Here is a 21,946-nt window from a genome sequence, read left to right as displayed (position 1 = left end):
GCGTGACCGTATCGGTGGCCCGCCCGCACTTCAAGAGCCGCATTTTGTCCGCAACGCATTGCGGGTCTGCATCAACTGAGGTAATAATTCCTAGCTGGAGACAGAATTCATCGCTCCGATGAGCGAAATCAGGACGCGCCACATGGCCATGCTGACACACGCCCAGATCTGGTCGGCGTTGGATCGTCTCGCGGAGCGCGCCGGTCTGTCGCCATCGGGCCTTGCGAGAAGGGCCGGGCTCGACCCGACCACCTTCAACAAATCCAAACGCGTCACCAGTGATGGCCGCGAGCGGTGGCCATCAACCGAGTCGGTCGCCAAGGCGCTCGCCGCCACCGATACCGCGATCGACACATTCGTGCAGTTCATCGAGGATACGGCGCGCGCCGCGCAGGCCGTGCCGCTGCTCGGCTTCGCAGAGGCGGGGGCCGGCGGCTATTTCGACGATGGAGGCTTTCCTGTCGGCAAGGGCTGGGACGAGGTGGGTCTTCCCTGCGTCAACGACGAGCACGCCTATGCGCTGGAGATATCCGGCGACTCGATGAAGCCGGCCTATCGCGACGGCGACGTCATCGTGGTCTCGCCGGGGACGCCGATCCGGCGCGGCGACCGCGTGGTGGTGAAGACCAGGGACGGCGAGGTGATGGTGAAGGAGCTCAAGCGCCGCACCGCGAAGATGATCGAACTGCAGTCGCTCAATCCGAGCCACGCCAATCGCACGCTGGCCGCATCCGACGTGGAATGGATCGCCCGGATCGTCTGGGCGAGCCAGTGATCGGGAGAGAGAGATGATTTTGGTCAAAGCAGCCCTAACCCGACCACCTTCACCTCTCCCCGCCGGGGAGAGGTCGGCACGGAGTGCCGGGTGAGGGGGAATTCAGCATCGAGACGTCGGATTCCCTCACCCCAACCCTCTCCCAATGGGAGAGGGAGTCCGCTGTGCCCCGCGATCCGTTTCCGTCTAAATGTAAATTGCTCTAAACCTACGCCGCGGCGCCATCCTTCTTGTTCTGACGATTCTTGACGAGATCGGTCACGACGCCGGGATCCGCCAGCGTCGTGGTGTCGCCGAGGCTCGACGGCTCGTCCTCGGCGATCTTGCGCAGGATGCGGCGCATGATCTTGCCGGAGCGGGTTTTGGGCAGGCCCGGCGCGAACTGGATCAGGTCGGGGGAAGCGATCGGGCCGATGTCCTTGCGCACCCAGGCGACCAGTTCCTTGCGCAGCGTCTCGCTCGGCTCCACGCCCGCCATCAGCGTGACATAGGCATAGATGCCCTGGCCCTTGATGTTGTGGGGATAGCCGACCACGGCGGCTTCCGACACGCTCTCATGCGCAACCAGCGAGCTTTCGACTTCCGCGGTGCCCATGCGGTGGCCGGAGACGTTGATGACGTCATCGACGCGGCCGGTGATCCAGTAATAGCCGTCGGCGTCGCGGCGGCAGCCGTCGCCGGAGAAATACTTGCCCTTGTAGGAGGAAAAGTAAGTCTGCTCGAAGCGGGCGTGGTCGCCATAGACCGTACGCACCTGACCCGGCCAGGATCGCGCGATGCACAGATTGCCGCTGCATTCGCCTTCCAGCACCTTGCCCTCGGCATCGACGATCTCGGGAACGATTCCGAAGAACGGCTTGGTCGCCGAGCCCGGCTTCTGCGCGATCGCGCCGGGCAGCGCCGAGATCATGATGCCGCCGGTCTCGGTCTGCCACCAGGTATCGACCACCGGGCAGCGGCTGTCGCCGACCACGCGATGGTCCCATTCCCAGCCTTCCGGATTGATCGGCTCGCCGACCGAGCCGAGCAGCCGCAGGCTCGCGCGCGAGGTCTTCTTCACGGGGTCGTCGCCCGCCTGCATCAGGGCGCGGATCGCGGTCGGCGCGGTGTAGAAGATGTTGACCTTGTGCTTGTCGATCACGTTCCAGAACCGCGAATTGTCCGGATAGTTCGGCACGCCCTCGAACATCATCGTGGTCGCGCCGTTCGCCAGCGGTCCGTAAAGAATGTAGCTGTGGCCGGTGACCCAACCGACGTCGGCGGTGCACCAGTAGATGTCGCCGTCGTGATAGTCGAACACGTACTGGTGCGTCATCGACACGAAGATCAGATAGCCCGCGGTGGTGTGCAGCACGCCCTTGGGCTGTCCGGTCGAACCCGACGTGTAGAGAATGAACAGCGGGTCTTCCGCGCTCATCGGCTCGCACGGGCATTCGCTTTCGACAACGGCCGCGGCCTCGTGGTACCAGACGTCGCGCGTCGGATCCATGTTGACCTGGCCGCCGGTGCGCTTGACGACGATCACCCAGTCGACCTCGCCGTTGACCTTCTCGATCGCGGCGTCGACGTTGGCCTTCATCGCGATGGTGCGTCCGCCGCGCAGGCCCTCGTCGGAGGTGATGACCACGCGGGATTTGCAATCGCGCAGACGGCCGGCGATGGAATCCGGCGAGAAGCCGCCGAACACCACCGAATGGATCGCGCCGATCCGCGCGCAGGCGAGAATCGCGTAGGCGGCTTCCGGAATCATCGGCAGGTAGATGGTGACGCGATCGCCTTTCTTGACGTTGCGCAGTCTGAGGATGTTGGCCATCTTGCAGACTTCGTCGTGCAATTGGCGATAGGTGATGTGCTTCGACTGCGAGGGATCGTCGCCTTCCCAGATGATCGCGGTCTGGTCGCCGCGTTTTTCCAGATGCCGGTCGATGCAGTTGTAAGCCGCGTTGAGCACGCCGTCCTCGAACCATTTGATCGACACCTTGCCGAGCTCGAACGAGGTGTTCTCGACCTTGGTGAACGGCTTGATCCAATCCACGCGACTGGCCGCCTCGGACCAGAAACCGTTCGGATCCTTGACCGAGCGCGCATACATCTCGCGATATTTGGCGTCGTCGATCCAGGCCCGCTTGGCCCAATCCGCGCTTACCTCATAAACTTTGTCGGACATCTGTCCCTCCACTCAAACTCCGCGCATTTGCGCCAAGTTCTGCTTAGTTCTTGAAGGTATTATGCGTCGCAGCCCTCTGGCTCGGCAAGGGGCAAGGGCGTGCCACCTTGGTCGGGATCGCACGGTTTGTCGCGGCGGGACGATTCTGCGGTTATAGTATTCAGACGCGCGCAGCGATTTGAAGGAAATCAAGGATGTGGAAGTCTCTGTCTCGCTTCGGGTGCCTCCTCGCTCTGGCCACGATATGGCTCGCGCCGATGCCCGCGCGAGCGGAAACCCCGTCGTCGGAATCAATAGCCGCCGCGAAGGAACTGGTGGCCACCATCAAGCTTGGCGAGCAATTCAAGAGCTTGATGCCGACGATCATGACGACGCTGAAGCCGGCGATCGTGCAGGGCCGCGCCAACGTCGAGCGTGATTACGACGCCATGATTCCGATGCTGCTGCAGAGCTTCCAAAGCCGCATGGACGAATTGTCCGACGCGGTGGTGAAGGTCTATGCCAGCAATTTCACGGCGGACGATCTGCGCGCGCTGATTGTTTTCTACAAGACGCCGGTCGGTCAAAAATTTCTTCGGAAAACGCCGCTATTGGCCCAGTAGACCATGGTGGTCGGCCAGCAGTTCGGCCGGTCGGTCGCCAGCGAGATACGAACGCGGATGATCGAGGAATTGCGCAAGAAGGGCCATGCGATCTGACGGATTGCGCTTTATGGGTGCCTGACCGGTTTCCCGCCCCTTACGGCGAACGGCTTGCATAGCTGCCATGCCGGACGATGCGACAACCGATCCCGGGTGGAAAAAGCGTGGTCGCCGTGGATTGCGCTCGCGCGCCGGCGCTGCCGGGTGCAAAGCAAGTCGTGGGGATCAGCTCGCGTGATACCCGCCCCGCTCAGAGCCCGCCCATCTTGCAGACCAGCTTCCATTCCGCCGCCGTCACAGGCTGCACCGAGAGGCGCGAGTATTTGACCAGCGCCATGTCGGCCAGGCGCTTCTCGGCCTTGACGGCGGCGATCGTCACCGGCGTCTTCAGCGGCTTGTCCGCCTTGATGTCGACGCAGACGAACTTGCCGGTTTCATCAGTGGGATCGGGATAGGCCTCGCGGATGATCTCGGCGATGCCGACGATCTCCTTGCCCTCGTTGGAATGATAGAAGAAGGCCAGGTCGCCCTTTTTCATGGCGACGAGGTGCTGCCGCGCCGTGAAGTTGCGCACGCCGGTCCAGGCCTCGCCCTTGGCGCCCTTCGCCACCTGCTGCTCCCACGACCACGCCGAAGGCTCCGATTTCACCAGCCAGTAGTTCATGAGAACGATCCCACGTCATGGCCGGACTTGTTCCGGCCATCCACGTCTTCCTGTCTCTACTACCAAGACGTGGATGCCCGCGACAAGCGCGGGCATGACAGCGAAAGCTATCCCTCGGCCCGGAATGGCCGCGTCAGCAGATTGTCGATGGCCTCGTCGATCGTCAATCGGCCGGCGAGAATGGCTGCGACCGCCTGTGCGACCGGTATGTCGATTCCATTCGCCGCCGCCAATTCGGCCAAAACCGGCGCGGTGAATTCGCCTTCGCTGAGTTTTTCGCGCGAGAACGGCTCGCCACGGCCGAGCGCGACGCCGAGCGAGAAATTGCGCGATTGCGGGCTGGAGCAGCTCAGGATCAGATCGCCCAGTCCCGCCAGCCCCGAGATGGTCTCGGCCCGCGCGCCGCAGGCGAGCCCGAGCCGCATCAGTTCGGCGAAGGCCCGCGTCGTCAGCGCCGCGAGCGCCGAGGCCCCTAAGTGGCGGCTCGCGACGATGCCCGCGGCAATCGCGAGCACGTTCTTCGCCGCGCCGCCGATTTCGACACCGCGAATATCGGTTGTGTGATAGGGCCGGAAGGTCTTCGAGCCGAGCGCCTGGACCAGTGCCATCGCCATGGTTTCGTCTTTCGCCGCCAGCGTCACCGCGGTCGGAAGCCCCCGCGCCACGTCGTCGGCAAAACTCGGTCCGGACAGGATCGCGGGGACGGCATGTGGCGCGGCCTCCTCGATCACCTCGGTCATGAAACGCCGCGTGCCGTGCTCGATGCCCTTGGCGCTGGCGATGACCGGCGTTCTGGCTGCGAGATGCGGGGCCAGCGCGGTGATCGCCGCGCGCGAATTCTGTGCGGGGACCGCGATCACGACGATCTCGGCGCGGCCGGCGGCGGCGGCGACGTCGTCGGTCACGGCGATGCCGGGGTCGAGCGGAATGCCGGGCAGCCGCGGATTGTCACGCGTTGCCGAGATCGCCGCGGCGACCGCGGCATCGCGCGCATACAGCGTCACCTCCCGGCCGGCGCGCGCGGCGACGCCGGCGAGCGCGGTGCCCCAGGCTCCTGCGCCGATCACGCAAATGCGGTTGAGCGGTCTCATCGCGACACCGCCTTCAAAATCCGGCGCGGGTGTTGGCGAAGCCCGCGGGCGCCTGCGCCTTTGCATCCAGCAGCCAGCGCGCACGCGGAGGAGCCTCGAGCGTATCGGTCAAGCCGGCCGCCAGCCGTTCGGCGCCGGCCCACGCGATCATGGCGCCGTTGTCGGTGCACAGGTCAGGCGGAGGAATGATGAGCGGGGTCCTCGCGCTGGCCGCAACGCCCTCAAGCGCCCCGCGGATCGCCTGATTGGCGGCGACGCCTCCGGCGGCGACCAGCGCGCGCGGCGCGCCGAACCGCTCTTCAAACAGTTTAAGGCCGACGCTGAGTCGATCGGCCGTCGCCTCCAGCACGGCGGCCTGGAATCCGGCGCAGAGATCGCTGATATCCTGCGGCTCCAGCGGGTCGATGCGACCGGCATCGTTGCGCACGGCGGTTTTCAGGCCGGAGAGCGAGAAGTTGGCGTCGGGACGTCCGAGCATCGGCCGGGGAAAGTTGAATCGGGTGGCGTCGCCGCTCGCCGCGGCGCGCTCGACCTGCGGTCCGCCGGGGTAGGGCAGGCCGAGCATCTTCGCCACCTTGTCGAAGGCCTCGCCCATGGCGTCATCGACCGTGGTGCCGAGCCGTACATAATGGCCGACGCCGAGCACCGCGACGATCTGGGTATGGCCGCCGGAGGCGAGGAACAGGCAGTAGGGAAATTCCAGTCGGCCGGTCAGCCGTGGCGTCAGCGCGTGGGCCTCCAGGTGATTGACCGCGATCAGCGGCGTTCGGTGAACGAGTGCGATCGCCTTTGCCGTGGTCAGACCCACGATGACGCCGCCGATCAGGCCCGGTCCGGCAGCAGCCGCGACCCCGGAAAGCTGGGGAAAGTCCACGCCCGATTCCTTGATGGCGCGGGCTATAATGCCGTCGAGCAGATCGACATGGGCGCGCGCTGCGATTTCAGGAACCACGCCCCCATAGGGAGCATGTTCTCGGGTCTGCGAGCGCACGACATTGGAGAGAATCCGGGCGCTTCCGTCGGCTTGGCGCTCGACCACGGCGGCTGCGGTTTCGTCGCAGGTGGTCTCGATCCCTAGCACCAGCATCGGTATATCGTATCCAGCGGGGGTGACTTTGACACTCGCTACCCACTTTGCAGCAAACCCGTCAAGCGGATGTCAAAATCAGAATCTGCCCCGCTGATTCCAGCCTTTACAAGCAGCTTCCGCGGCAAGGGCGTGAGAATGCTGGAATGGGACCACGAGATATGGTCTTGCGTTATCCGGTAAACCAGCGTTTCCCTTCCCTGACGGTGGAACATTATGAGGTCCTGGCGTGCAATCCTCGGGTGAGACAGACATATTGGCAACGATCGGCACCCGCGGCAGCCCGCTGGCGCTGGCGCAGGCCCACGAGGTGCGTGGCCGGCTGGCGCGGGCGCATCAGGTCGAGCCCGAGCGAATCGTCATCAAGACCATCCGCACCTCGGGCGATGCGATTCAGGATCGTCCGCTTTTCGATGTCGGCGGCAAGGGTCTCTTTACCAAGGAGATCGAGGAAGCCCTGCTGGCGGGCTCGATCGATTTCGCAGTGCATTCGTCCAAGGACGTGCCGACCTTTCTGCCTGACGCCACCTGGCTGCCGGCGTTTTTGCCGCGCGAGGACGTTCGCGACGTCTTTATCAGCCCGCGCGCCGGCTCTTTGAAGGATCTGCCGGCAGGCGCGACGGTTGGGACGGCCTCGCTGCGGCGGCAAGCCATGGTGCTGCGGCTGCGCCCGGACCTGAAAGTCAATTCATTGCGCGGCAATGTCGAGACGCGCTTGCGCAAGATCGCGGCGGGAGAGGCCGATGCCACGCTGCTGGCGCTGGCTGGCCTCAATCGCCTCGGATTGCAGGACAAGGCGACCCGCGTTCTGGAGGTCGACGAATTCCTGCCGGCGGTCGGGCAGGGCGCCATCGCGATCGAGTCGCGCCGTGACGATGACCGCATCAATTCCTTCGTCAAGGCGATCGGCGATTCCGAGACGGAAGTTGCGCTGAGCGCCGAGCGGAGCTTTCTGGCGCTGCTCGACGGCTCCTGCCGCACGCCGATCGGCGGCCATTGCCGCGTGAACGGTGATCGCATCCATTTCCGCGGCCTCATCATTTCTCCCGATGGCAAGGAGTCCTATGAGACCACGCGCGAGGGTGGGCGTGCCGATGCAATCGCGCTCGGTGCGGACGCCGCGCGGGAACTGCGCGAGCGCGCCGGCGAGAAATTCTTCACGCTGTTCGCCGGAGCATAAGGCGTTGGCGGTTCTCGTCACACGGCCGGAGCCGGACAACGAGACCACGGCCGCGGCACTCCGCGCGAAGGGGCTCGAGGTTCTGCTGTCGCCGGTGCTGCGTTTCGAAGCGGTCCCGTTCGAGATCGATCCGGACGCGGGCTACGATGCCGTCATCGTGACCAGCGCCAACGCGCTGCGCGCGCTCGCCGCACATCCGGGCAGAGAGTCGCTGCTGGGGCTGGCCGTGTTCGCGGTCGGCCGGCATACCGCGGAGGCGGCGCGCGATGCCGGCTTTCGGGACGTGGCCGCGGCGGGCGGTGATGCGATCGCATTGCGCGAACTCATCATCAAGAGCGTTCGCGCCAAAACCCTGCCGAGGGGGGCCAAAATACTTTATCTTGCGGCGGCTGACCGGTCATGCGACCTCGCCGCAGAACTCGGAACGCGCGGTTTGGCCGTGATGACGGCGATCTGCTACCGGATGGCGCCGGTGGCGAATCTCGCCCGCGACGTCTGCGATGCATTTGCCGCCCACCGGATTTCGGCGGTGCTGCATTACTCGCGACGCAGCGCCCGTGCATTTCTGGACGCCGTTCGCGTCGGTGGCGTCGAAATATCGGCTTTGGCGATCCCGCAATGCTGTATCTCCGGAGCCGTGGCCTCAATTCTGCGCGATGCCGGCGCTCCGCAGGTGGTGGTGGCGCGCGCGCCGGCCGAAAATGCGGTATTGGAGGCGCTTGACGGCGCGTTGCAGCCTTCATCGCGGTGAAATTGTGCGGTGCGGCCGCTGGCGCGGTAGTTGGTGCGTTGCGACCGTAATCGGGGTAATAGGGAGAGGGGTCTCGATCTGATACCGATGTGTCGCCGCAATGGGGAACCGTGACGATGGCAGATGACAGGCACGATGACGCGTCGCAGGAGGGGGGCTCGCAGAAGCACTCGCCTGCGACGGACATTGAAACGACTGAAAGCGCCAAGGAGGCGGATCAAGCCGCTTCGGGACTTTCGGACGGAGCCGCCGATACCAGGCAGGATGACGTGACGCAGGAGGGGGGCTGGCACAACAACTCGTCTGCCGCAGACCTCGAAGCCAATCGAATGTCTAATGCGGATGAGTCCGATTCCGGTGCTACGGATGGCGCTATGGGCGATCAACAGTCCATCTCCGAGCAGCCCGTTGCTCCGCCTCCGCGCTCCCGTGCCTTGTCGGCCGTGGTTGGTGCGCTCAGCGGCGCGGTCGCGGCCGGGTTCGTGATCGCCGGCGCGCGGCTGGCGGACTTGCCGCTATTGTCCTCCGCGCCTGCGCCGCAAGTCAGTCAGGAGCAGTTCGGCGATCTTTCGAACCGGTTAGCCAGCGTCGAATCCAAAGCCGGCAAGCCGGCTGCTCCGGCGTCCGATCCGGCCGCTGCTGCGCGTGTCGATGCCCTGGAAAAATCCGTTGCATCCTTGCGCAGCGAACTCGCCGCGGTTCGTGGTCAGTCCGACAAGCTGGCGGCGGGACTGAAGGAGGGCGCGGCCGCGCCTCGTGACGCCGACGATGCGTCTGATCTTGCGGCCATCAGCGCCCGGCTCGCTCAAGTCGAACACCAGGTCGAGCAGACAACACAAACCCAGAGCGCCGACGCAACCAAGCATGAGCCGGCTCCGGCCGATGACGTGCCGCTCCGCCGGGCGATGGCCGCGACGCTGCTCAATGCGGCGGTGCGCCAGGGGCAGCCTTATGGCGATCTGCTGGCGGCGTCGAAGGGCCTGATCGCCGATCCCGGCACGTTAAAATCGCTGGAAGTGTTTGCGGACTCGGGCGTGCCAAGTGCGAACGCATTGTCTCGCGAACTGCTTGCGATCGTGCCGAAGATTGCGCCGGCATCGACGCCGGTCATGGCGACGACCGGCAGCAGCATCATAAATCGGTTGCAGGAGGGCGCCGCACGTCTGGTGCACGTCGAACGCATCGACGGTTCGCACAAGGAAGCCGCCAGCGCCATCGTCGAGCGCATCGCCGCAGCGGCGCGGCAAAACGACGTGGCCGCAGCGAAGGCAGAATTGAACTCACTTCCTGCGGCCGATCGCACCGCCGCCGAACCTTGGCTCGCCAGGGTCGACGCACACGATGCCGCTCTTGCCGCGTCGCGTCAATTCGCAGCCGACGCGATGGCGGCGCTGACCAAACCAGCGCCATAGGTTTCAGATGTTCCGCATTATCCTGTTCCTCGTTCTCATTGCACTCGCGGCGCTGGGCGCCACCTGGGTCGCCGATCAGACCGGCACGATCGTGATGTCGTGGGATGTCTGGCGTATCGAAGCAACGGTGCCGGCTTTCATACTTGGATTGGGCCTGCTTGTCGTTGCCGCCGTTCTGGTGTGGAGCATCGTGCGGGGTCTGTGGCTCGCGCCGAAGCGCATGCGGCGGGCGCGGCGGGATCGCCGCAACGCGCGCGGCCGGGAGGCGGTGACCCGTGGACTTCTCGCGATCGGTCAGGGCGACGCTGCAGCCGCACGATCACATGCCAGGGCTGCCCGGCGGCTGGTGTCGCGCGATCCGTTGACGTTGCTGCTGCATGCGCAGTCCGCGCAGCTCGACGGCAATGCGGACCGCGCGCAGCGCGCCTTCCGCGCCATGGCCGAACGGGCGGACACGCGGTTGTTGGGCTTGCGCGGGCTTTTCATCGAAGCCCAGCGTGCCGATGATCGCGCGGCCGCGGTGGCGATCGCCGAGGAAGCGCTCAAGGTTTCACCGTCGTCGATGTGGGCTTCGCAGGCCGCGCTCGGCTACCGTTGCGCGCGGGCCGACTGGACCGGCGCGCTTGCCATCCTCGACAAGAACGTCGCGTCTGGGCTCATCGACAAGGCGCTGTATCGCCGTCAGCGCGGCGTGCTGCTGACCGCGCGGGCGCTGGAGCTTGAACAGTCGGATCGCGACGCGTCACGTACGAGCGTCATGGAGGCGGTGAAATTCGCCCCGACGCTCGTTCCGGCCGTGGTGCTTGCGAGCAGGTATCTGAGCGAAGCGAACCAGATGCGGCGTGCGATGCGGATGATCGAAACCGCGTGGCTGGCGCAGCCGCACCCTGATCTCGCGGACGCTTATGCCCATGTCACGCCCGGCGATTCGGCGCGGGAGCGGCTGGCGCGGGTCGAGACGCTGGCGGAAAAAACGCCAGGTCATCCGGAAGGCGCGATGGCCATTGCGCGCGCTGCGATCGACGCCAGCGAATTCGCCCGCGCCCGCGCCGCACTGGAGCCGCTGATTGCCGCGCCGACACAACGCGTTGCGATGCTGATGGCCGAAATCGAGCACAACGAACACGGCGATAGCGGCCGCGCCCGCGCCTGGACGCTGCGTGCGGTTCGTGCCCTGCACGATCCGGTCTGGACCGCGGACGGATACGTGTCGGACCACTGGCGTCCGGTCTCGCCGGTGACCGGGCGGCTCGATGCCTTTCAGTGGCAGACCCCGCTGGCGGCGCTGCCGTCGAGCCGGCCCGCTTTGGTCGAGGCCGGACTCCCGGACCAGATCGCGGGCGAAGCGCCGCGCGTCGAAGCGTTGCCGCCGGCGTCTCCGACGGAGGATTCCGCCGCTCAGGACGGCGCAACGCCGGTCATCGCGGTCGAACCGTCACCGGCCGGAGTCGAGGCCGAGCCGTCGCCGGGCTTCCGTGCCCAACCGGACTCGGACAAGACCGGCGCGCCCGACATTCCCGCGGTGATTCCGATCGTTCGCGCCCCCGACGATCCGGGAGTCGATGAAGATCAGCAAAACGATGGATTTGCTGAGGAAAACACGCCGGCCGCGCGCCAGGCCGGAGGATTGCGCGGTCTCCTGTCGCGTCGGAGCACCTGACGGCCGCCGGGCAGCGATATTTGTCGGCGGCGCGGCGTCGGGTTCTTGCAAAGGGGGACAGCGCCCGATAATCAGGAGCGAGGTGCGCCGGAATGTTTCCGGCCGCGCCGCAATGACCCTGGCATGTGAAGGGTTAAGCCGCTTTAGCTCAGTTGGTAGAGCACATCATTCGTAATGATGGGGTCGCGTGTTCGAGTCACGCAAGCGGCACCAACCCTATGGCCGAAAATACTGACTAAATTTGTCAGGCCGGCTGGGTTATCCGGTCCCTGTTTCGTCAAAGGAGCCAGCGAGCAACCAGGCGAAAGAAAGCTCGCTTGCTGCACGAGGCTCGTTCCGCTCATACGGGTGTCCTTGCTCAAGCGGGTGTTCTTGCTCAAGGCGGCCGGAAGGCGATGACGCGGATCCATCTCGAACTTCGCGGAGAGACGGCCGCTCGAGAAGATGCATAGGGCGACACCCGGAACGCCCGACCAATTCATGGTGACCACGGAAGGCATGACGCGCATCCCTGCCGGAGCGACATTCATGCCGCACTTCGACAATCCTGACTCCGGCACGGTCCATAAAGGCCAAATGGGAAGGTCCTTGAAGAACGGAGAGGAGTACCAGCCGGAGAGGCGGAGCGAATGATGGAGCGGCTGTGGATTGAATATCTCACCGAAAACCGGAAGCTTTCAGTAGCCAAAAGGGCCCGTCCCTGATTAGTTTCTGGAACCCTTTTAGGTCGTAGACGCTTTCACACCGTGCGCGACGAGGAGTGTGTGATGTTGCCGTACCTGTGGCCCTTGGATGTGGACCCGGCTGTTTTGAGCGAGGCGCTCGACATCGTGATGCGCTACCTGACATTCTCGGGACAAGCGGTCCGGCGTGCAGAGCTGCGGCAAGACGCGGCACACGCGATGATCGTCGCCTGGCGCCAGGAGGGGGTCAGGCACAAAATACAATTGGCCGATCGCGGCATCGCAGCGGTGGAAAAGGTCGTTTCAGGGGAGGAGATGCTGTCATCTTGATTCTCGCGCTGATTGAATCGGCTGTGCGCGCCGGCCCGGACAGACCGCTGGGCGCCTCGGCTGAGAAAGCGCTTGAACCATGCTGCTGCTACAGACTTTTTCTCACTCCATAATGATAGAAGTCGCGTATTCGAGTCACGTGAGCGGTGCCAGCTTGTTCGATTCAGGAGCATGTGATTGAGGACCGCCGGCCGATTTTGCAAGATGCAGGTAGATTTCAACCGAAACTGATGGAGCACCGATGACCCGCCTTGCCGCCATTTTATCGCTTCTGTCCCTGCTCGGAATGACCGGCGTCGCGTCGGCGCAAAGCGCTGCGGAAAAGCATCATTCCGACTGCGCGCGAGACGTGACGCGGTATTGCCGGTCCAAGATGAACGACGGCGATATGGTCGTTCTGGCGTGCTTGAAGGAACACCGCGCCAAGCTCAGCAAGAGGTGCGCCAGGACCTTGACCGAGCACGGCGAGTAGGCTTCAGCTGCTGCCTTGCCGAAGCGTAATCCTTTCGCGGGGAACTCCGGCGCAAGGTGCATGGTTGACTTCCGTATTGATGAACGCGCTCGCGTGACATTCCAACATTGCGGCAGACGAATCGATGCTCGACAGACTGCGCCATTTCATTGCCGACGTTGTGTCATCCGAAACGCCGGAACATCGGTCATTCGACGAAACGGGGTGCAAGCTCGCGGCGACTGCGCTGTTCGTCCATATCATCTCGCTCGACGGTGCGCCTTCCGATGTTGAACTTCGCAAGTTGCACGAACTGATCGAAACCCGTTTTGAATTGGACCCCGGCACCGCCGACAAGCTGATCGAGGCGGCGACGCTGGTTGAGGGCGAAGCGGTCGACCTCTATCATTTCACCAGCGTGATCATGCGATCGCTGAACGATGAGGATCGTTTGCGCATCGTCGAAATGATGTGGGAACTGGTTTATGCGGACGGTCACGTCAGCGAATTCGAGGAGAACGTGGTGTGGCGCGCCGCCGATCTCCTGGCGGTCTCCTCGCGCGATCGCATCGAACTCAAGCACCGCGTCGGCCAGCGATCAGCGGCAGGTCGGTCAAACTGAGGAGCCGCGCGGCGTGAACCGCCGAGCGCGCCCGGTTTGTCAGGGTTTCCGGTTGCAAATGTAAAGCGGAATATTCGAACTGACGCTCCCGTCAGCGTGTTGAAGACCGTCCCGCTCCATGCTGAAACGGTCGCCCTCCGGCCGTGTTTTATTCACAGTCATTTTCAAGAGTGTGTATCGTGATCAATCCGGTGACATTGATAACAGGCGCGTCCTCCGGGATCGGCGCCGAATTCGCGCGGGTATTCTCCGCCCACGGGCACAGGGTGGCCCTGGTCGCCCGGCGCGCCGACCGCCTCAATGCGCTTGCGGCTGAAATCGCCGCATCGGGCCGCATGTCGCCGATCGTGATCCCGTGCGATCTCGGCGAAGCGGATGCGACAGACCGGATCGCTGCGGCACTCACCGCCGAGAGTGTCGAGGTCAAGTATCTCGTGAACAATGCCGGGTATGGATTGTTCGGCCGTGCTGCCGAACTGGATCGCGCCGATCAGCTTGCGATGATCGACCTCAACATCCGGGCGCTGACCGATCTGACATTGCATTTCGCCCCAAGCGTGATCCGGCTGCGCGGCGGCATTCTTAATGTCGGATCGATCGGAGGATTTTTGCCGGGTCCCGGAATGGCGGTCTATTACGCAACGAAAGCCTTTGTCCTGTCGTTCAGCGAGGCGCTGCGCGGCGAACTGGGGCCGCTCGGGGTCCGGGTCACCGTGATCTGTCCGGGGCCGGTGCCCTCCGGATTTCAGGCGCGGGCGGGGCTCAAGCCGGGCTTTGATTCCGCGATTCTCAAGGTGTCCGCAAAGGACGTTGCGGCGGACGGCTACAAGGCGCTGATGGCCAACAAGAGGGCCGTGCTGCCCGGGCGCGCGATCAAGATCGTGCCGTTCCTGCTTCGGCTGTTTCCGCGCGACTTCATCCTGTGGGGGGTCGCCGGTTTCCAGATGCGAAGGCGATCGTGACGTTTCGGCCCGCGGCTTCTCACCACACGTGGCGGATCGTGCCCTTGCCGGCGTAGGATCGCGTGACGTTGGAGAACTCGCTCTCGAAGGTGGCGGCCACCGACCAGTCGTCGATCCACTTCATCTCGGCCCCGCCGGTGATAAGCGCGGCGTCGGAGGCCATGGCCGCGCCGTTTACGACGAAGCTGGCGCCGGGCAAGGTCTGGAACGTCGCCACGACGGTACGGTCCGGATTGAAATCGTGCGCCCATGCAAGACGTCCGCGCAGCGTCAGGATCGCGTCCTGCACCGCGCAGGATTTGTCGGTGCGGATACCGACTTCGCTGCGGATATCCGTCACGCTTTTGGCATGGTTGGCCAGCGCAAAGGTGTTGGCGCCAGACAGAACACTTTCGGCATAAGCCGGCAGTTCGAAGGTGATGAACTGGCCGGCCGTATAAGGCGTGATACCGACGCCGCCCGTTGCGGAACTGACCGCGCGATAGCCGTTTTCGACACGACCCGACCATGCATCGGCGCTGAAACGCGCCTGCAACCGGTCTGCGCTGCTGATCGTCACGAGGCGGTTGGTGGTGACGTCCTGCCAGCCGTAAGCGAGCGCACCGGAGAGATAGGCGGAGCCGACAGTGTGTCGAAGGAAGGTGCCCGTCTGGAACAGGTCGGACCGTCCGCTTCCGTTGACGACATTGAAGGTGGTTCCGCCGCCCGCCAGCGCGAAGCTCGCGGTTGTGAACGGCGAAATGCGGTAGTCGGCGCCGACCGCGACGCCGGCGACACTGGAAGTCGCGGTACTGGACCCGAGCGACGTATTGCCGTCGGTGGTCTGCGAGCCGCCATAGCCCGTGGCCCACACGCTCCAGCGTGGGGTGAGGGGATCGGCCGTTGCAGGCGCCTTACGATAGATCGCGGCATAGGCGTCACGCTCGTAGCGCGGCGTGTCTCCCGGCGCATAGGCGCTGACAGCGTAGCGCCCTTCGGGATGGGCCGGCGCCGCACCGTTTGCGGTTGCACCATTGCCGCGGCCGGCGATGAAGGGATCGGTCAGGATCCCCAGGAACAGGTCCATCGCATTGAAGGTGGACTGTAGCGAGCCGGTCGCCGCTTCACCCGAGATATACGTCAGGCCCGCCGGCGTCAGCGCACCGAACACCAGCGGAATGCCGCCGGTGGTGTTGAAGGAATTGATCAGCGTAGTGGCGACGTTGCGCTGATTCGTGCTGAGGTAGGCACTCGCAAGCTGCGGAACAAAGTTCAGCGTCAGGTTGAGGTAGGCATGGGTCGGGTCATAACTCAGGCCGGTCGTGAAGTTCGCGGGAAGGTTGGTGTTGGCCAGCGAGCCGAACGTGCCGCTGATGTTGCCCGCGGTGAGGATGGTATATTGCTTCGAGATGTAACTGCCGTTGGCATAGATCGCCCTGACGGTGGCCCCACTGAGCGTCGCTGCACCCGTGACATGGGCGGAAGACGCGGTGGCGGGGTTGAGCATCACCACATACTCCGCGCCCGCTTGCAGGGTCAGGCTGCCGAGACTCATTGAGGAGCCCGGCGTGCCGTCGCCCGGCGCCAGCGTGCCGCCGCTGTTGATGCCGACGCTGCCGACGCTGCCGGTGCCGGCAAGCACCGCGCCGGTGTTGACGCTGACCGCGCTTGACGCCGCCAGCGAGCCGGTGACGTTGAGCGTGCCGGCATCAACCGTGGTGGCTCCGGTATAGAGGTTGGCGCTGGTGAGCGTCAGCGTTCCCGTCCCGGTCTTGATCAGCGTGCCGCCGGTGGCGCCAGTTGAACTACAACTCGAGCCTGATGGTCCGCAGTCGCTGATGACGCCGTTGACGGTGGTGCTCAGATTGTTGCCGCCAACCGTCAGTTGATTGGCACCGAGGTAGAATTGCCCGTTGCCTGCGATCGAGCCGGCGGAAAGCTGTCCGTCGTTGAGCGGTCCGCTCGACCCCGAGAAGTCGGTCGACGCACCAGCCCCATTGGTGATACTGGCGTTGCCGGCCGTGCCGCGGGTGGCGAATTGCAGAGAACCGTTGTTTGTGATGATAGCGTTGTCGGCCGTGCTGCCACCGAAGAAGTACAGGGTCCCGGTGTTGGTGATGTTGGCGCTGCCCGCCCTGGTGGCGTCATAGAACTCCAGGCTACCATGATTGGTGATGACGGCGTTGCCGGCCGTGCTGGTGTCGATGAACTGCAGGACACCGTTATTGGTGTCAGTGATGCTGGCGCTGCCGGCTGTGCTGGCGTGGGAGAATTGCAGCAAATTATTGTTGGTGATGTCGGCGCTGCCGTCGTTGAGGACGATTCCCCCGCCGGTGAACATCAGAGCATGGTCGCTGGCGAAGGTATAATTCGAAGCGCCGGCGTTGAAGGTCCACCCGCCCAGCGTGGTGTCACTCGAGAATGTAATGGTCGTGCCGGTCGACATGCCGAACGATGCGGTGCCGGTCGGCACGGTGGCCGGGGTCCAGTTCGCCGCGTCATTAAAATCGCCGCCGGGCGGAGCAGCGAGCCAACTGGCATCCTGTGCTGCCCCTGGCGCCGCCCACGTCAACGCCAAAGCGAGCCATGCCACCAAGCCCGACTTGTCCATTGACGGTCTGCCCATGCCCCGTTCCTCCGGCTGCGCGCTGGAGGTCGCCAGCAGAGCCGTGACCGAATCGTGTGACCGACATTATCATCTTACTTATGGCTAATATTATCTTACCTTCTGTCTGATCGGACATTCCGCACCGCTTCCGTGTGCCGGCAAGTGCTGATTCGACCGCGTTGTTGCCCCTGGGGAACGCATTGGCAGTAACCGCGCTGCACCATCCGCCATGCTGCGATGCATTTCATCCGCGAGGTACAACGCTGAGTTGCGGATCAGGGTCCGAATAGCTGCCGGCCAGCCGAGGGGGCGGCCCGGCCACAGGATGTCCCACGACGAATGACGTGGATTATGCGCGGTCCTGTCGAGCTTCACTTTCGACGATCGAGCGGTTCGAGCGAGCGCGTCGTGATCGACGGCAGCTCCACAGAATAACGGTTGCCTCTCCGGAATCACTGGTGGAGCCAGGCGGGATCGAACCGCCGACCTCGTCATTGCGAACGACGCGCTCTCCCAGCTGAGCTATGGCCCCGTCCACGGTCGGCGAACGACGCGGCGACCGGAACGTCGTCATTTACAATCCTCGTCAATGGCAAGTCAAGAACGGCTGAAACCGGCATTTCAGGCTCATTTTCCCGGACTTCCCTTGTTTGGCGGGAACCGAAACGGTATTTTAGCGGGCTCGTGTTGTCCGGATGCCAAGTTCGCCGCCGTCGCGTCACCACCCCAAGGGCGAACTTCAATTCCGGGAAGACGAGAGACCGATACTGCCGGTGTGGTTCGGTTCAGAAGTTCTCTTGACGGCCCTTCGGCCAAAGGTGAAGAGAACGGCTGAATCGCTGCACGAGTGGTCCCATTCTAATATTCGCGTCCGAGACGCGCGGCCAGGTGGGGTCGCGAATGTCAAACTCCCTCCACCGGTCGAATCCACGACCAAACCCGCGAGCCAAGTCCTCATGCGAGCCATACTGGATATCGTTCTCATCATCCTCGACCTCTATGTCTGGCTGCTGATTGCCTCGGCGATCCTGTCATGGCTGATTGCCTTCAATGTGGTGAATACCCGCAATCAGTTCGTGGCCGCGGTGGCTGAGTTCCTGGAACGGATCACCGAACCCCTGCTGGCGCCGATCCGCCGGATGCTGCCCAATCTCGGCGGGCTCGACATCTCCCCGATCATCCTGATCCTGATCATCCTGTTCATGCAGCGGGTCATCACCTATTACATCTATCCCGCCGTGTTCTGACCGGCGGCTTGATGGAGCCGTGGCGGTATTCTCCGGAGGGCATCAGCATCGCGCTCCGGGTGACGCCGCGCGGCGGCCGCGACGGGATCGATGGCATTGAGACGTTGGCCGACGGACGCCCGGTGGTGAAGATTCGCGTTCGCGCCCTCGCCGAAGGCGGCGAAGCCAATCGCGCTGTCATGGCGATACTGGCGAAGGCGCTCGGAGTGCGGAAAATCGACGTCCGGATACGTGCGGGGGCGACGTCGCGGCTGAAGCAGGTCGCGGTCGGCGGCGATCCCGTTAAGCTCGGCAATGCCCTTCGCGCATTGACCGCGGCCGAACCGGACTAGAGCGTTTTCGAGCGAAGTGGAATCCGGTTCGCGTGAAGAAACGCGTTAAACCAAGAAGCTGGAGGCTTTCATCGTTTCCATGAAACGGTGAAAGACTCCAGCAAGCCCAGGAATCAGCATGACGGCCAAAATCATCGATGGAAAACTCATCGCGGCAGATTTGCGCGCGCGGGTGGCCGATGAGGTGGCGCGGGTGAAGCGCGATCACGGGCTGACTCCGGGCCTCGCCGTGGTGCTGGTCGGCAACGATCCCGCGAGCGAAGTTTACGTCCGCAACAAGCACAAGCAGACCCAGGCGGCCGGCATGGCCTCGTTCGAACACGTCCTGCCGGCCGATGTCGCGCAGGCGGACCTGCTGGCGCTGGTCGCGAAACTGAACGCCGATCCCGCCGTGCATGGCATTCTGGTTCAACTGCCGCTGCCGAAGGGACTCGATACCGAAACCATCATTGCGTCCATCGATCCGGCGAAGGATGTCGACGGCCTGCATCCGCATAACGCCGGTCGTCTCGCCGGCGGTTTGCCCGCATTGTCGCCGTGCACGCCGCTCGGCTGCATCATCCTGACCAAGAGCGTGCATTCCTCGCTCGAAGGCATGGATGCCATCGTGATCGGTCGCTCCAATCTTGTGGGACGGCCGCTGGTGCAGTTGCTGCTCAACGAAAACGCCACGGTGACCATCGCGCATTCACGCTCGCGCAACCTGCCCGAACTCTGCCGCCGCGCCGATCTCGTCTATGCGGCGGTCGGCAAGGCCGAAATGGTGCGCGGCGACTGGCTCAAGCCGGGCGCGACCGTGATCGATGTCGGCATCACCCGCCTGCCTGCGGCCGACGGCAAGACCCGCCTCGTCGGCGACGTTGCGTTCGACGAAGCCATGAAGGTCGCGGGGGCGGTGACGCCGGTGCCTGGCGGCGTCGGCCAGATGACGGTGGCCTGTCTTCTCGTCAATACGCTGCGCGCCGCCTGCGCGATCGAAGGATTGCCCGCGCCGGGGATGTAGCGCAGCTACTTCCCCTTCGCACGCGCGATGGCTTCCAGGATCAACCTGTGCGCGTCGTCTGCGCCGCCCCAGCGCAACACCTTGACCCATTTGCCGGGCTCCAGATCCTTGTAGTGCTCGAAGAAGTGCTGGATCTGCTGCAGCGTGATGTCGGGCAGGTCGCTGTAGTTTTTCACCTTGTCGTAGCGCTGGGTCAGTTTCGAGGTCGGGACCGCGATGATTTTCTCGTCGCCGCCGGCCTCGTCCTCCATCAACAATACGCCGACCGGCCGGACGCTGATCACGGCGCCGGGGACGATACCGCGCGTGTTGGCGACCAGCACGTCGCAGGGGTCGCCGTCCTGCGACAGCGTATGCGGGATGAAGCCGTAATTCCCGGGATAGCGCATCGCGGTGTAGAGAAACCGGTCGACCACCAGCGTGCCGGCGTTCTTGTCCATCTCGTACTTGATGGGCTCGCCGCCGACCGGCACCTCGATGATGACATTCACCTCATGTGGCGGATTGGGTCCGGTCGAGATCGCATCGATACGCATCGGCCGCCTCGCGGTGGGTCTGGGATGGGAATCTGAAAAACGACTATGACCGGGCAGCGGGCGGGCTTCAATGGCGACTTGGGGTGCTGAAAAACTTTCGATCAATCCGGGGCGCGCCGGACGCGCGAACCCGGTATCTAAACCGGCCGATTGTCTTTAAGGGCATGATCCCGAAAAAGTGGAAACCGGCTTTCGGAAAGGATCATGCTCAAACAAAAAGGCAAGCGACGAGTCTGGTTCAACGCCGTTGAAACGGACCCTCGCATTCCCGGATCCGGAGCATGGCTTCTGCGGAGGCCGGAATGACGATGGCGCGATCTTTAAATCCGCTTCACTAACCGGCCCAGGCGAACGCCACCTTGTCGAGCGACTTCGGCCCGAACCTCTCCGATGAGCGGGCGACCATGCGGCCGCCGAGCGCGCGGTAGAACTCCGTCGCCGACTCGTTGTCGGACAGCGCCCAGGTCACCATGCTTTTCAGTCCGCTCTGCGTGAGGTCGCGCCGGGCGGCGGTGAACAGCCGTCGGCCGAACCCCAGGCCCTGGAATTCCGGGCGCAGGTAAAGCTCGTAGATTTCGCCTTCATAGTGCAGGCTGCGGGCGCGGTTGTGACCGTAGTTCGCATAGCCCGCGACTTTGTCGCCGAATACCAGCACGCTGATACGGCTGCCTTTGCGGATCGCGCTGTCCCACCAGTGTGGACCGCGCCGGTTGATCAGCTTCTCAAGCTCCGCGCCGGGAATGATGCCCTGATAGGCCGAACGCCAAGCTTCGTCATGGGTGGCGGCGACCGCGGATGCATCCGCGACCTTGGCCGGCCGGAGTTCGATCAGGGTCGTGCTCATGTCCCGATCAAAGCAAGTCGGCGCGCGGTCTTCAAGGTCCATCGTTAATTAAAGGTTAAAATGTGGATTCCCGGCACCACCGATGCGACATTTTGTACCGAAAGGGGACAGTCCGGGGCAACGCTCGGGCCGGCGTGGTCAAGACCGGCCCGCAGCGTCGTGACCTCCTCGTGGAGGATCGGTTCAGCTCGACTGACCCAGCAGCCGCACGAAGGTATCGGAGGAAATGACCGGCGCGAAGAAGTTGTTGATGCGCTCCAACGCACCCGCAAGCTGCTCCGGCTTCTGCGTCCCGGTTGCGTCGCCGATCACAATGGGCAGGTAGCCGTTGTCGCGCGCGGCGCGTGCGTTGCCCTCGATGCACCAGTCGGTGTGGATGCCGGTCAGGACCAGCACCTCGATCCGCTTGCGCGACAATTCGAGCGGCAGTTGCGTGCCGGCGAATGCGGTCTGCAAAGCCAGTTCATTGAACTCGAGATCGCCGGGCCGCACCAGCGCGCGCAGTTCGGGAACCAGCTCGTTGTCGGCCTTCTTTTTCTCCGGCGAGAAATTCAGCGCGCCGGTCCAGCTTTCATATTGCACCTTGTCGAACTCGGACTGCGGATAGTTTTCGCGGAAGACCTCGTAGCCGATCCAGTTGAACGACTTGAAGTTGGATGCTTTGCGCGCAGCGTTCACCACCTTGATCGTGGCCGCGAGGCTGCCACGCTCCCAATGCTTCTCGCCGGCCTGCGCGCCCCATGGCTGATACAGCGAATTGTTCTGGCTCACCGATGCGAACGCCGCCGGCTTGCGCAGGATCGCCGCGAGGTCCAGCTTCTTCCAGTGGGGAGCGAGTTCGGGGATCGCCTTCAATTCGTCGCCAGCCGCCGCCTGCGCGGCGCTCGCGCCGAGCGCGGACGCTGCGGCAATGCCGGCCGC

Annotated in this window: 21 protein-coding genes and 2 tRNA genes; 14 read left to right on the top strand and 9 right to left on the bottom strand. The window is 64.0% G+C overall.

Features of this window, described 5'->3' with window-relative positions:
* The first annotated feature begins 148 nt into the window (after positions 1-148).
* Positions 149-775: a helix-turn-helix transcriptional regulator gene (locus tag BGN91_RS14030; protein WP_292614151.1), complete on the top strand. Its 627-nt coding sequence runs from the start codon at positions 149-151 to the stop codon at positions 773-775.
* A gap of 208 nt (positions 776-983) precedes the next feature.
* On the opposite strand, the gene acs is transcribed toward BGN91_RS14030, so the two are convergent.
* Positions 984-2,942 (bottom strand): acetate--CoA ligase, encoded by a 1,959-nt coding sequence (gene acs, locus BGN91_RS14025; protein WP_292614119.1) that lies wholly within the window; start codon positions 2,940-2,942, stop codon positions 984-986.
* A 257-nt stretch (positions 2,943-3,199) separates the two neighbouring features.
* On the opposite strand from acs, the gene BGN91_RS14020 reads away from it, so the two are divergent.
* Positions 3,200-3,544 carry a DUF2059 domain-containing protein gene (locus tag BGN91_RS14020; RefSeq protein WP_292614117.1) on the top strand — a complete coding sequence of 115 codons (345 nt, stop codon included), beginning with the start codon at positions 3,200-3,202 and terminating at the stop codon, positions 3,542-3,544.
* 289 nt (positions 3,545-3,833) lie between these two features.
* Here the strand turns inward: BGN91_RS14020 and BGN91_RS14015 are convergent, their stop codons facing one another.
* From BGN91_RS14015 to tsaD, 3 genes are all read right to left on the bottom strand, one after another.
* Positions 3,834-4,247, bottom strand: coding sequence for an EVE domain-containing protein (locus tag BGN91_RS14015; protein WP_292614115.1), 414 nt, complete (start codon positions 4,245-4,247; stop codon positions 3,834-3,836).
* A gap of 107 nt (positions 4,248-4,354) precedes the next feature.
* Complete coding sequence (locus tag BGN91_RS14010; RefSeq protein WP_292614114.1) at positions 4,355-5,338, bottom strand: NAD(P)H-dependent glycerol-3-phosphate dehydrogenase; 984 nt, start codon at positions 5,336-5,338, stop codon at positions 4,355-4,357.
* A gap of 13 nt (positions 5,339-5,351) precedes the next feature.
* Positions 5,352-6,425 carry a tRNA (adenosine(37)-N6)-threonylcarbamoyltransferase complex transferase subunit TsaD gene (gene tsaD, locus BGN91_RS14005; protein ID WP_292614112.1) on the bottom strand — a complete coding sequence of 358 codons (1,074 nt, stop codon included), beginning with the start codon at positions 6,423-6,425 and terminating at the stop codon, positions 5,352-5,354.
* A gap of 229 nt (positions 6,426-6,654) precedes the next feature.
* Here tsaD and hemC point away from each other — a divergent pair, with 229 nt between their 5' ends.
* The 9 genes from hemC to BGN91_RS13960 all read left to right on the top strand — a co-directional run bounded on the left by hemC (position 6,655) and on the right by BGN91_RS13960 (position 14,476).
* The gene (gene hemC / locus BGN91_RS14000; RefSeq protein ID WP_292614110.1) at positions 6,655-7,605 is read left to right on the top strand and encodes a hydroxymethylbilane synthase; all 951 of its coding nucleotides are present in this window, start codon (positions 6,655-6,657) and stop codon (positions 7,603-7,605) included.
* A 4-nt stretch (positions 7,606-7,609) separates the two neighbouring features.
* A complete protein-coding gene (locus BGN91_RS13995; RefSeq protein ID WP_292614108.1) occupies positions 7,610-8,356 on the top strand; it encodes a uroporphyrinogen-III synthase in 747 nt (248 codons plus the stop codon).
* A gap of 116 nt (positions 8,357-8,472) precedes the next feature.
* Positions 8,473-9,768, top strand: coding sequence for a hypothetical protein (locus tag BGN91_RS13990; protein WP_292614106.1), 1,296 nt, complete (start codon positions 8,473-8,475; stop codon positions 9,766-9,768).
* A gap of 7 nt (positions 9,769-9,775) precedes the next feature.
* Entirely contained in the window at positions 9,776-11,428 is a 1,653-nt protein-coding gene (locus tag BGN91_RS13985; RefSeq protein WP_292614104.1) for a heme biosynthesis HemY N-terminal domain-containing protein, read from the top strand.
* Positions 11,429-11,565: 137 nt separating this feature from the next.
* Positions 11,566-11,641, top strand: a tRNA-Thr gene (locus tag BGN91_RS13980).
* 554 nt (positions 11,642-12,195) lie between these two features.
* A complete protein-coding gene (locus BGN91_RS13975; RefSeq protein ID WP_292614102.1) occupies positions 12,196-12,441 on the top strand; it encodes a hypothetical protein in 246 nt (81 codons plus the stop codon).
* A 241-nt stretch (positions 12,442-12,682) separates the two neighbouring features.
* Positions 12,683-12,913, top strand: a complete 231-nt coding sequence (locus BGN91_RS13970; RefSeq protein WP_292614100.1) for a hypothetical protein — start codon at positions 12,683-12,685, stop codon at positions 12,911-12,913.
* Between the two features lie 124 nt (positions 12,914-13,037).
* Positions 13,038-13,514, top strand: a complete 477-nt coding sequence (locus BGN91_RS13965; RefSeq protein ID WP_292614098.1) for a TerB family tellurite resistance protein — start codon at positions 13,038-13,040, stop codon at positions 13,512-13,514.
* 179 nt (positions 13,515-13,693) lie between these two features.
* On the top strand, positions 13,694-14,476 hold the full coding sequence (locus tag BGN91_RS13960; RefSeq protein ID WP_292614096.1) for an SDR family oxidoreductase: 783 nt from the start codon (positions 13,694-13,696) through the stop codon (positions 14,474-14,476).
* A 19-nt stretch (positions 14,477-14,495) separates the two neighbouring features.
* Here BGN91_RS13960 and BGN91_RS13955 read toward each other — a convergent pair whose 3' ends face one another.
* Entirely contained in the window at positions 14,496-17,081 is a 2,586-nt protein-coding gene (locus BGN91_RS13955; protein WP_292614094.1) for an autotransporter domain-containing protein, read from the bottom strand.
* Between the two features lie 438 nt (positions 17,082-17,519).
* Positions 17,520-17,595, bottom strand: a tRNA-Ala gene (locus BGN91_RS13950).
* Between the two features lie 424 nt (positions 17,596-18,019).
* Here BGN91_RS13950 and BGN91_RS13945 point away from each other — a divergent pair.
* The 3 genes from BGN91_RS13945 to folD all read left to right on the top strand — a co-directional run bounded on the left by BGN91_RS13945 (position 18,020) and on the right by folD (position 19,645).
* On the top strand, positions 18,020-18,310 hold the full coding sequence (locus BGN91_RS13945; RefSeq protein WP_040674890.1) for a YggT family protein: 291 nt from the start codon (positions 18,020-18,022) through the stop codon (positions 18,308-18,310).
* Positions 18,311-18,321: 11 nt separating this feature from the next.
* Positions 18,322-18,642, top strand: coding sequence for a DUF167 domain-containing protein (locus BGN91_RS13940; protein WP_292614087.1), 321 nt, complete (start codon positions 18,322-18,324; stop codon positions 18,640-18,642).
* 118 nt (positions 18,643-18,760) lie between these two features.
* Positions 18,761-19,645, top strand: a complete 885-nt coding sequence (folD, locus tag BGN91_RS13935) for a bifunctional methylenetetrahydrofolate dehydrogenase/methenyltetrahydrofolate cyclohydrolase FolD (RefSeq protein WP_292614084.1) — start codon at positions 18,761-18,763, stop codon at positions 19,643-19,645.
* A 5-nt stretch (positions 19,646-19,650) separates the two neighbouring features.
* Here the strand turns inward: folD and ppa are convergent, their stop codons facing one another.
* The 3 genes from ppa to BGN91_RS13920 form a co-directional block, all read right to left on the bottom strand.
* Positions 19,651-20,181 (bottom strand): inorganic diphosphatase, encoded by a 531-nt coding sequence (ppa, locus tag BGN91_RS13930; protein WP_292614082.1) that lies wholly within the window; start codon positions 20,179-20,181, stop codon positions 19,651-19,653.
* A 334-nt stretch (positions 20,182-20,515) separates the two neighbouring features.
* Positions 20,516-21,025 carry a GNAT family N-acetyltransferase gene (locus tag BGN91_RS13925; RefSeq protein WP_292614080.1) on the bottom strand — a complete coding sequence of 170 codons (510 nt, stop codon included), beginning with the start codon at positions 21,023-21,025 and terminating at the stop codon, positions 20,516-20,518.
* 183 nt (positions 21,026-21,208) lie between these two features.
* Positions 21,209-21,946, bottom strand: a 738-nt coding sequence (locus BGN91_RS13920) for a cysteine hydrolase (protein WP_366408594.1), incomplete at its 5' end; no start/stop codon positions are given.

The organism is Nitrobacter sp. 62-13 (genome assembly GCF_001896955.1).
Classification (GTDB): Bacteria; Pseudomonadota; Alphaproteobacteria; order Rhizobiales; family Xanthobacteraceae; genus Nitrobacter.
This window is presented reverse-complemented; position numbering and strand designations above follow the sequence as displayed.

Bases quoted from the DNA above. Each gene is read 5' to 3' on its own strand.
- BGN91_RS13965 (WP_292614098.1), top strand. From the start codon at position 13,038: ATGCTCGACAGACTGCGCCATTTCATTGCCGACGTTGTGTCATCCGAA.
- BGN91_RS13990 (WP_292614106.1), top strand. From the start codon at position 8,473: ATGGCAGATGACAGGCACGATGACGCGTCGCAGGAGGGGGGCTCGCAG.
- BGN91_RS13975 (WP_292614102.1), top strand. From the start codon at position 12,196: ATGTTGCCGTACCTGTGGCCCTTGGATGTGGACCCGGCTGTTTTGAGC.
- BGN91_RS13940 (WP_292614087.1), top strand. From the start codon at position 18,322: ATGGAGCCGTGGCGGTATTCTCCGGAGGGCATCAGCATCGCGCTCCGG.
- BGN91_RS14010 (WP_292614114.1), bottom strand. From the start codon at position 5,338: ATGAGACCGCTCAACCGCATTTGCGTGATCGGCGCAGGAGCCTGGGGC.
- BGN91_RS14015 (WP_292614115.1), bottom strand. From the start codon at position 4,247: ATGAACTACTGGCTGGTGAAATCGGAGCCTTCGGCGTGGTCGTGGGAG.
- folD (WP_292614084.1), top strand. From the start codon at position 18,761: ATGACGGCCAAAATCATCGATGGAAAACTCATCGCGGCAGATTTGCGC.
- tsaD (WP_292614112.1), bottom strand. From the start codon at position 6,425: ATGCTGGTGCTAGGGATCGAGACCACCTGCGACGAAACCGCAGCCGCC.
- BGN91_RS13945 (WP_040674890.1), top strand. From the start codon at position 18,020: ATGCGAGCCATACTGGATATCGTTCTCATCATCCTCGACCTCTATGTC.
- ppa (WP_292614082.1), bottom strand. From the start codon at position 20,181: ATGCGTATCGATGCGATCTCGACCGGACCCAATCCGCCACATGAGGTG.
- BGN91_RS13955 (WP_292614094.1), bottom strand. From the start codon at position 17,081: ATGGGCAGACCGTCAATGGACAAGTCGGGCTTGGTGGCATGGCTCGCT.
- BGN91_RS13985 (WP_292614104.1), top strand. From the start codon at position 9,776: ATGTTCCGCATTATCCTGTTCCTCGTTCTCATTGCACTCGCGGCGCTG.
- BGN91_RS14030 (WP_292614151.1), top strand. From the start codon at position 149: ATGCTGACACACGCCCAGATCTGGTCGGCGTTGGATCGTCTCGCGGAG.
- BGN91_RS13925 (WP_292614080.1), bottom strand. From the start codon at position 21,025: ATGAGCACGACCCTGATCGAACTCCGGCCGGCCAAGGTCGCGGATGCA.
- BGN91_RS14020 (WP_292614117.1), top strand. From the start codon at position 3,200: ATGCCCGCGCGAGCGGAAACCCCGTCGTCGGAATCAATAGCCGCCGCG.
- BGN91_RS13970 (WP_292614100.1), top strand. From the start codon at position 12,683: ATGACCCGCCTTGCCGCCATTTTATCGCTTCTGTCCCTGCTCGGAATG.
- acs (WP_292614119.1), bottom strand. From the start codon at position 2,942: ATGTCCGACAAAGTTTATGAGGTAAGCGCGGATTGGGCCAAGCGGGCC.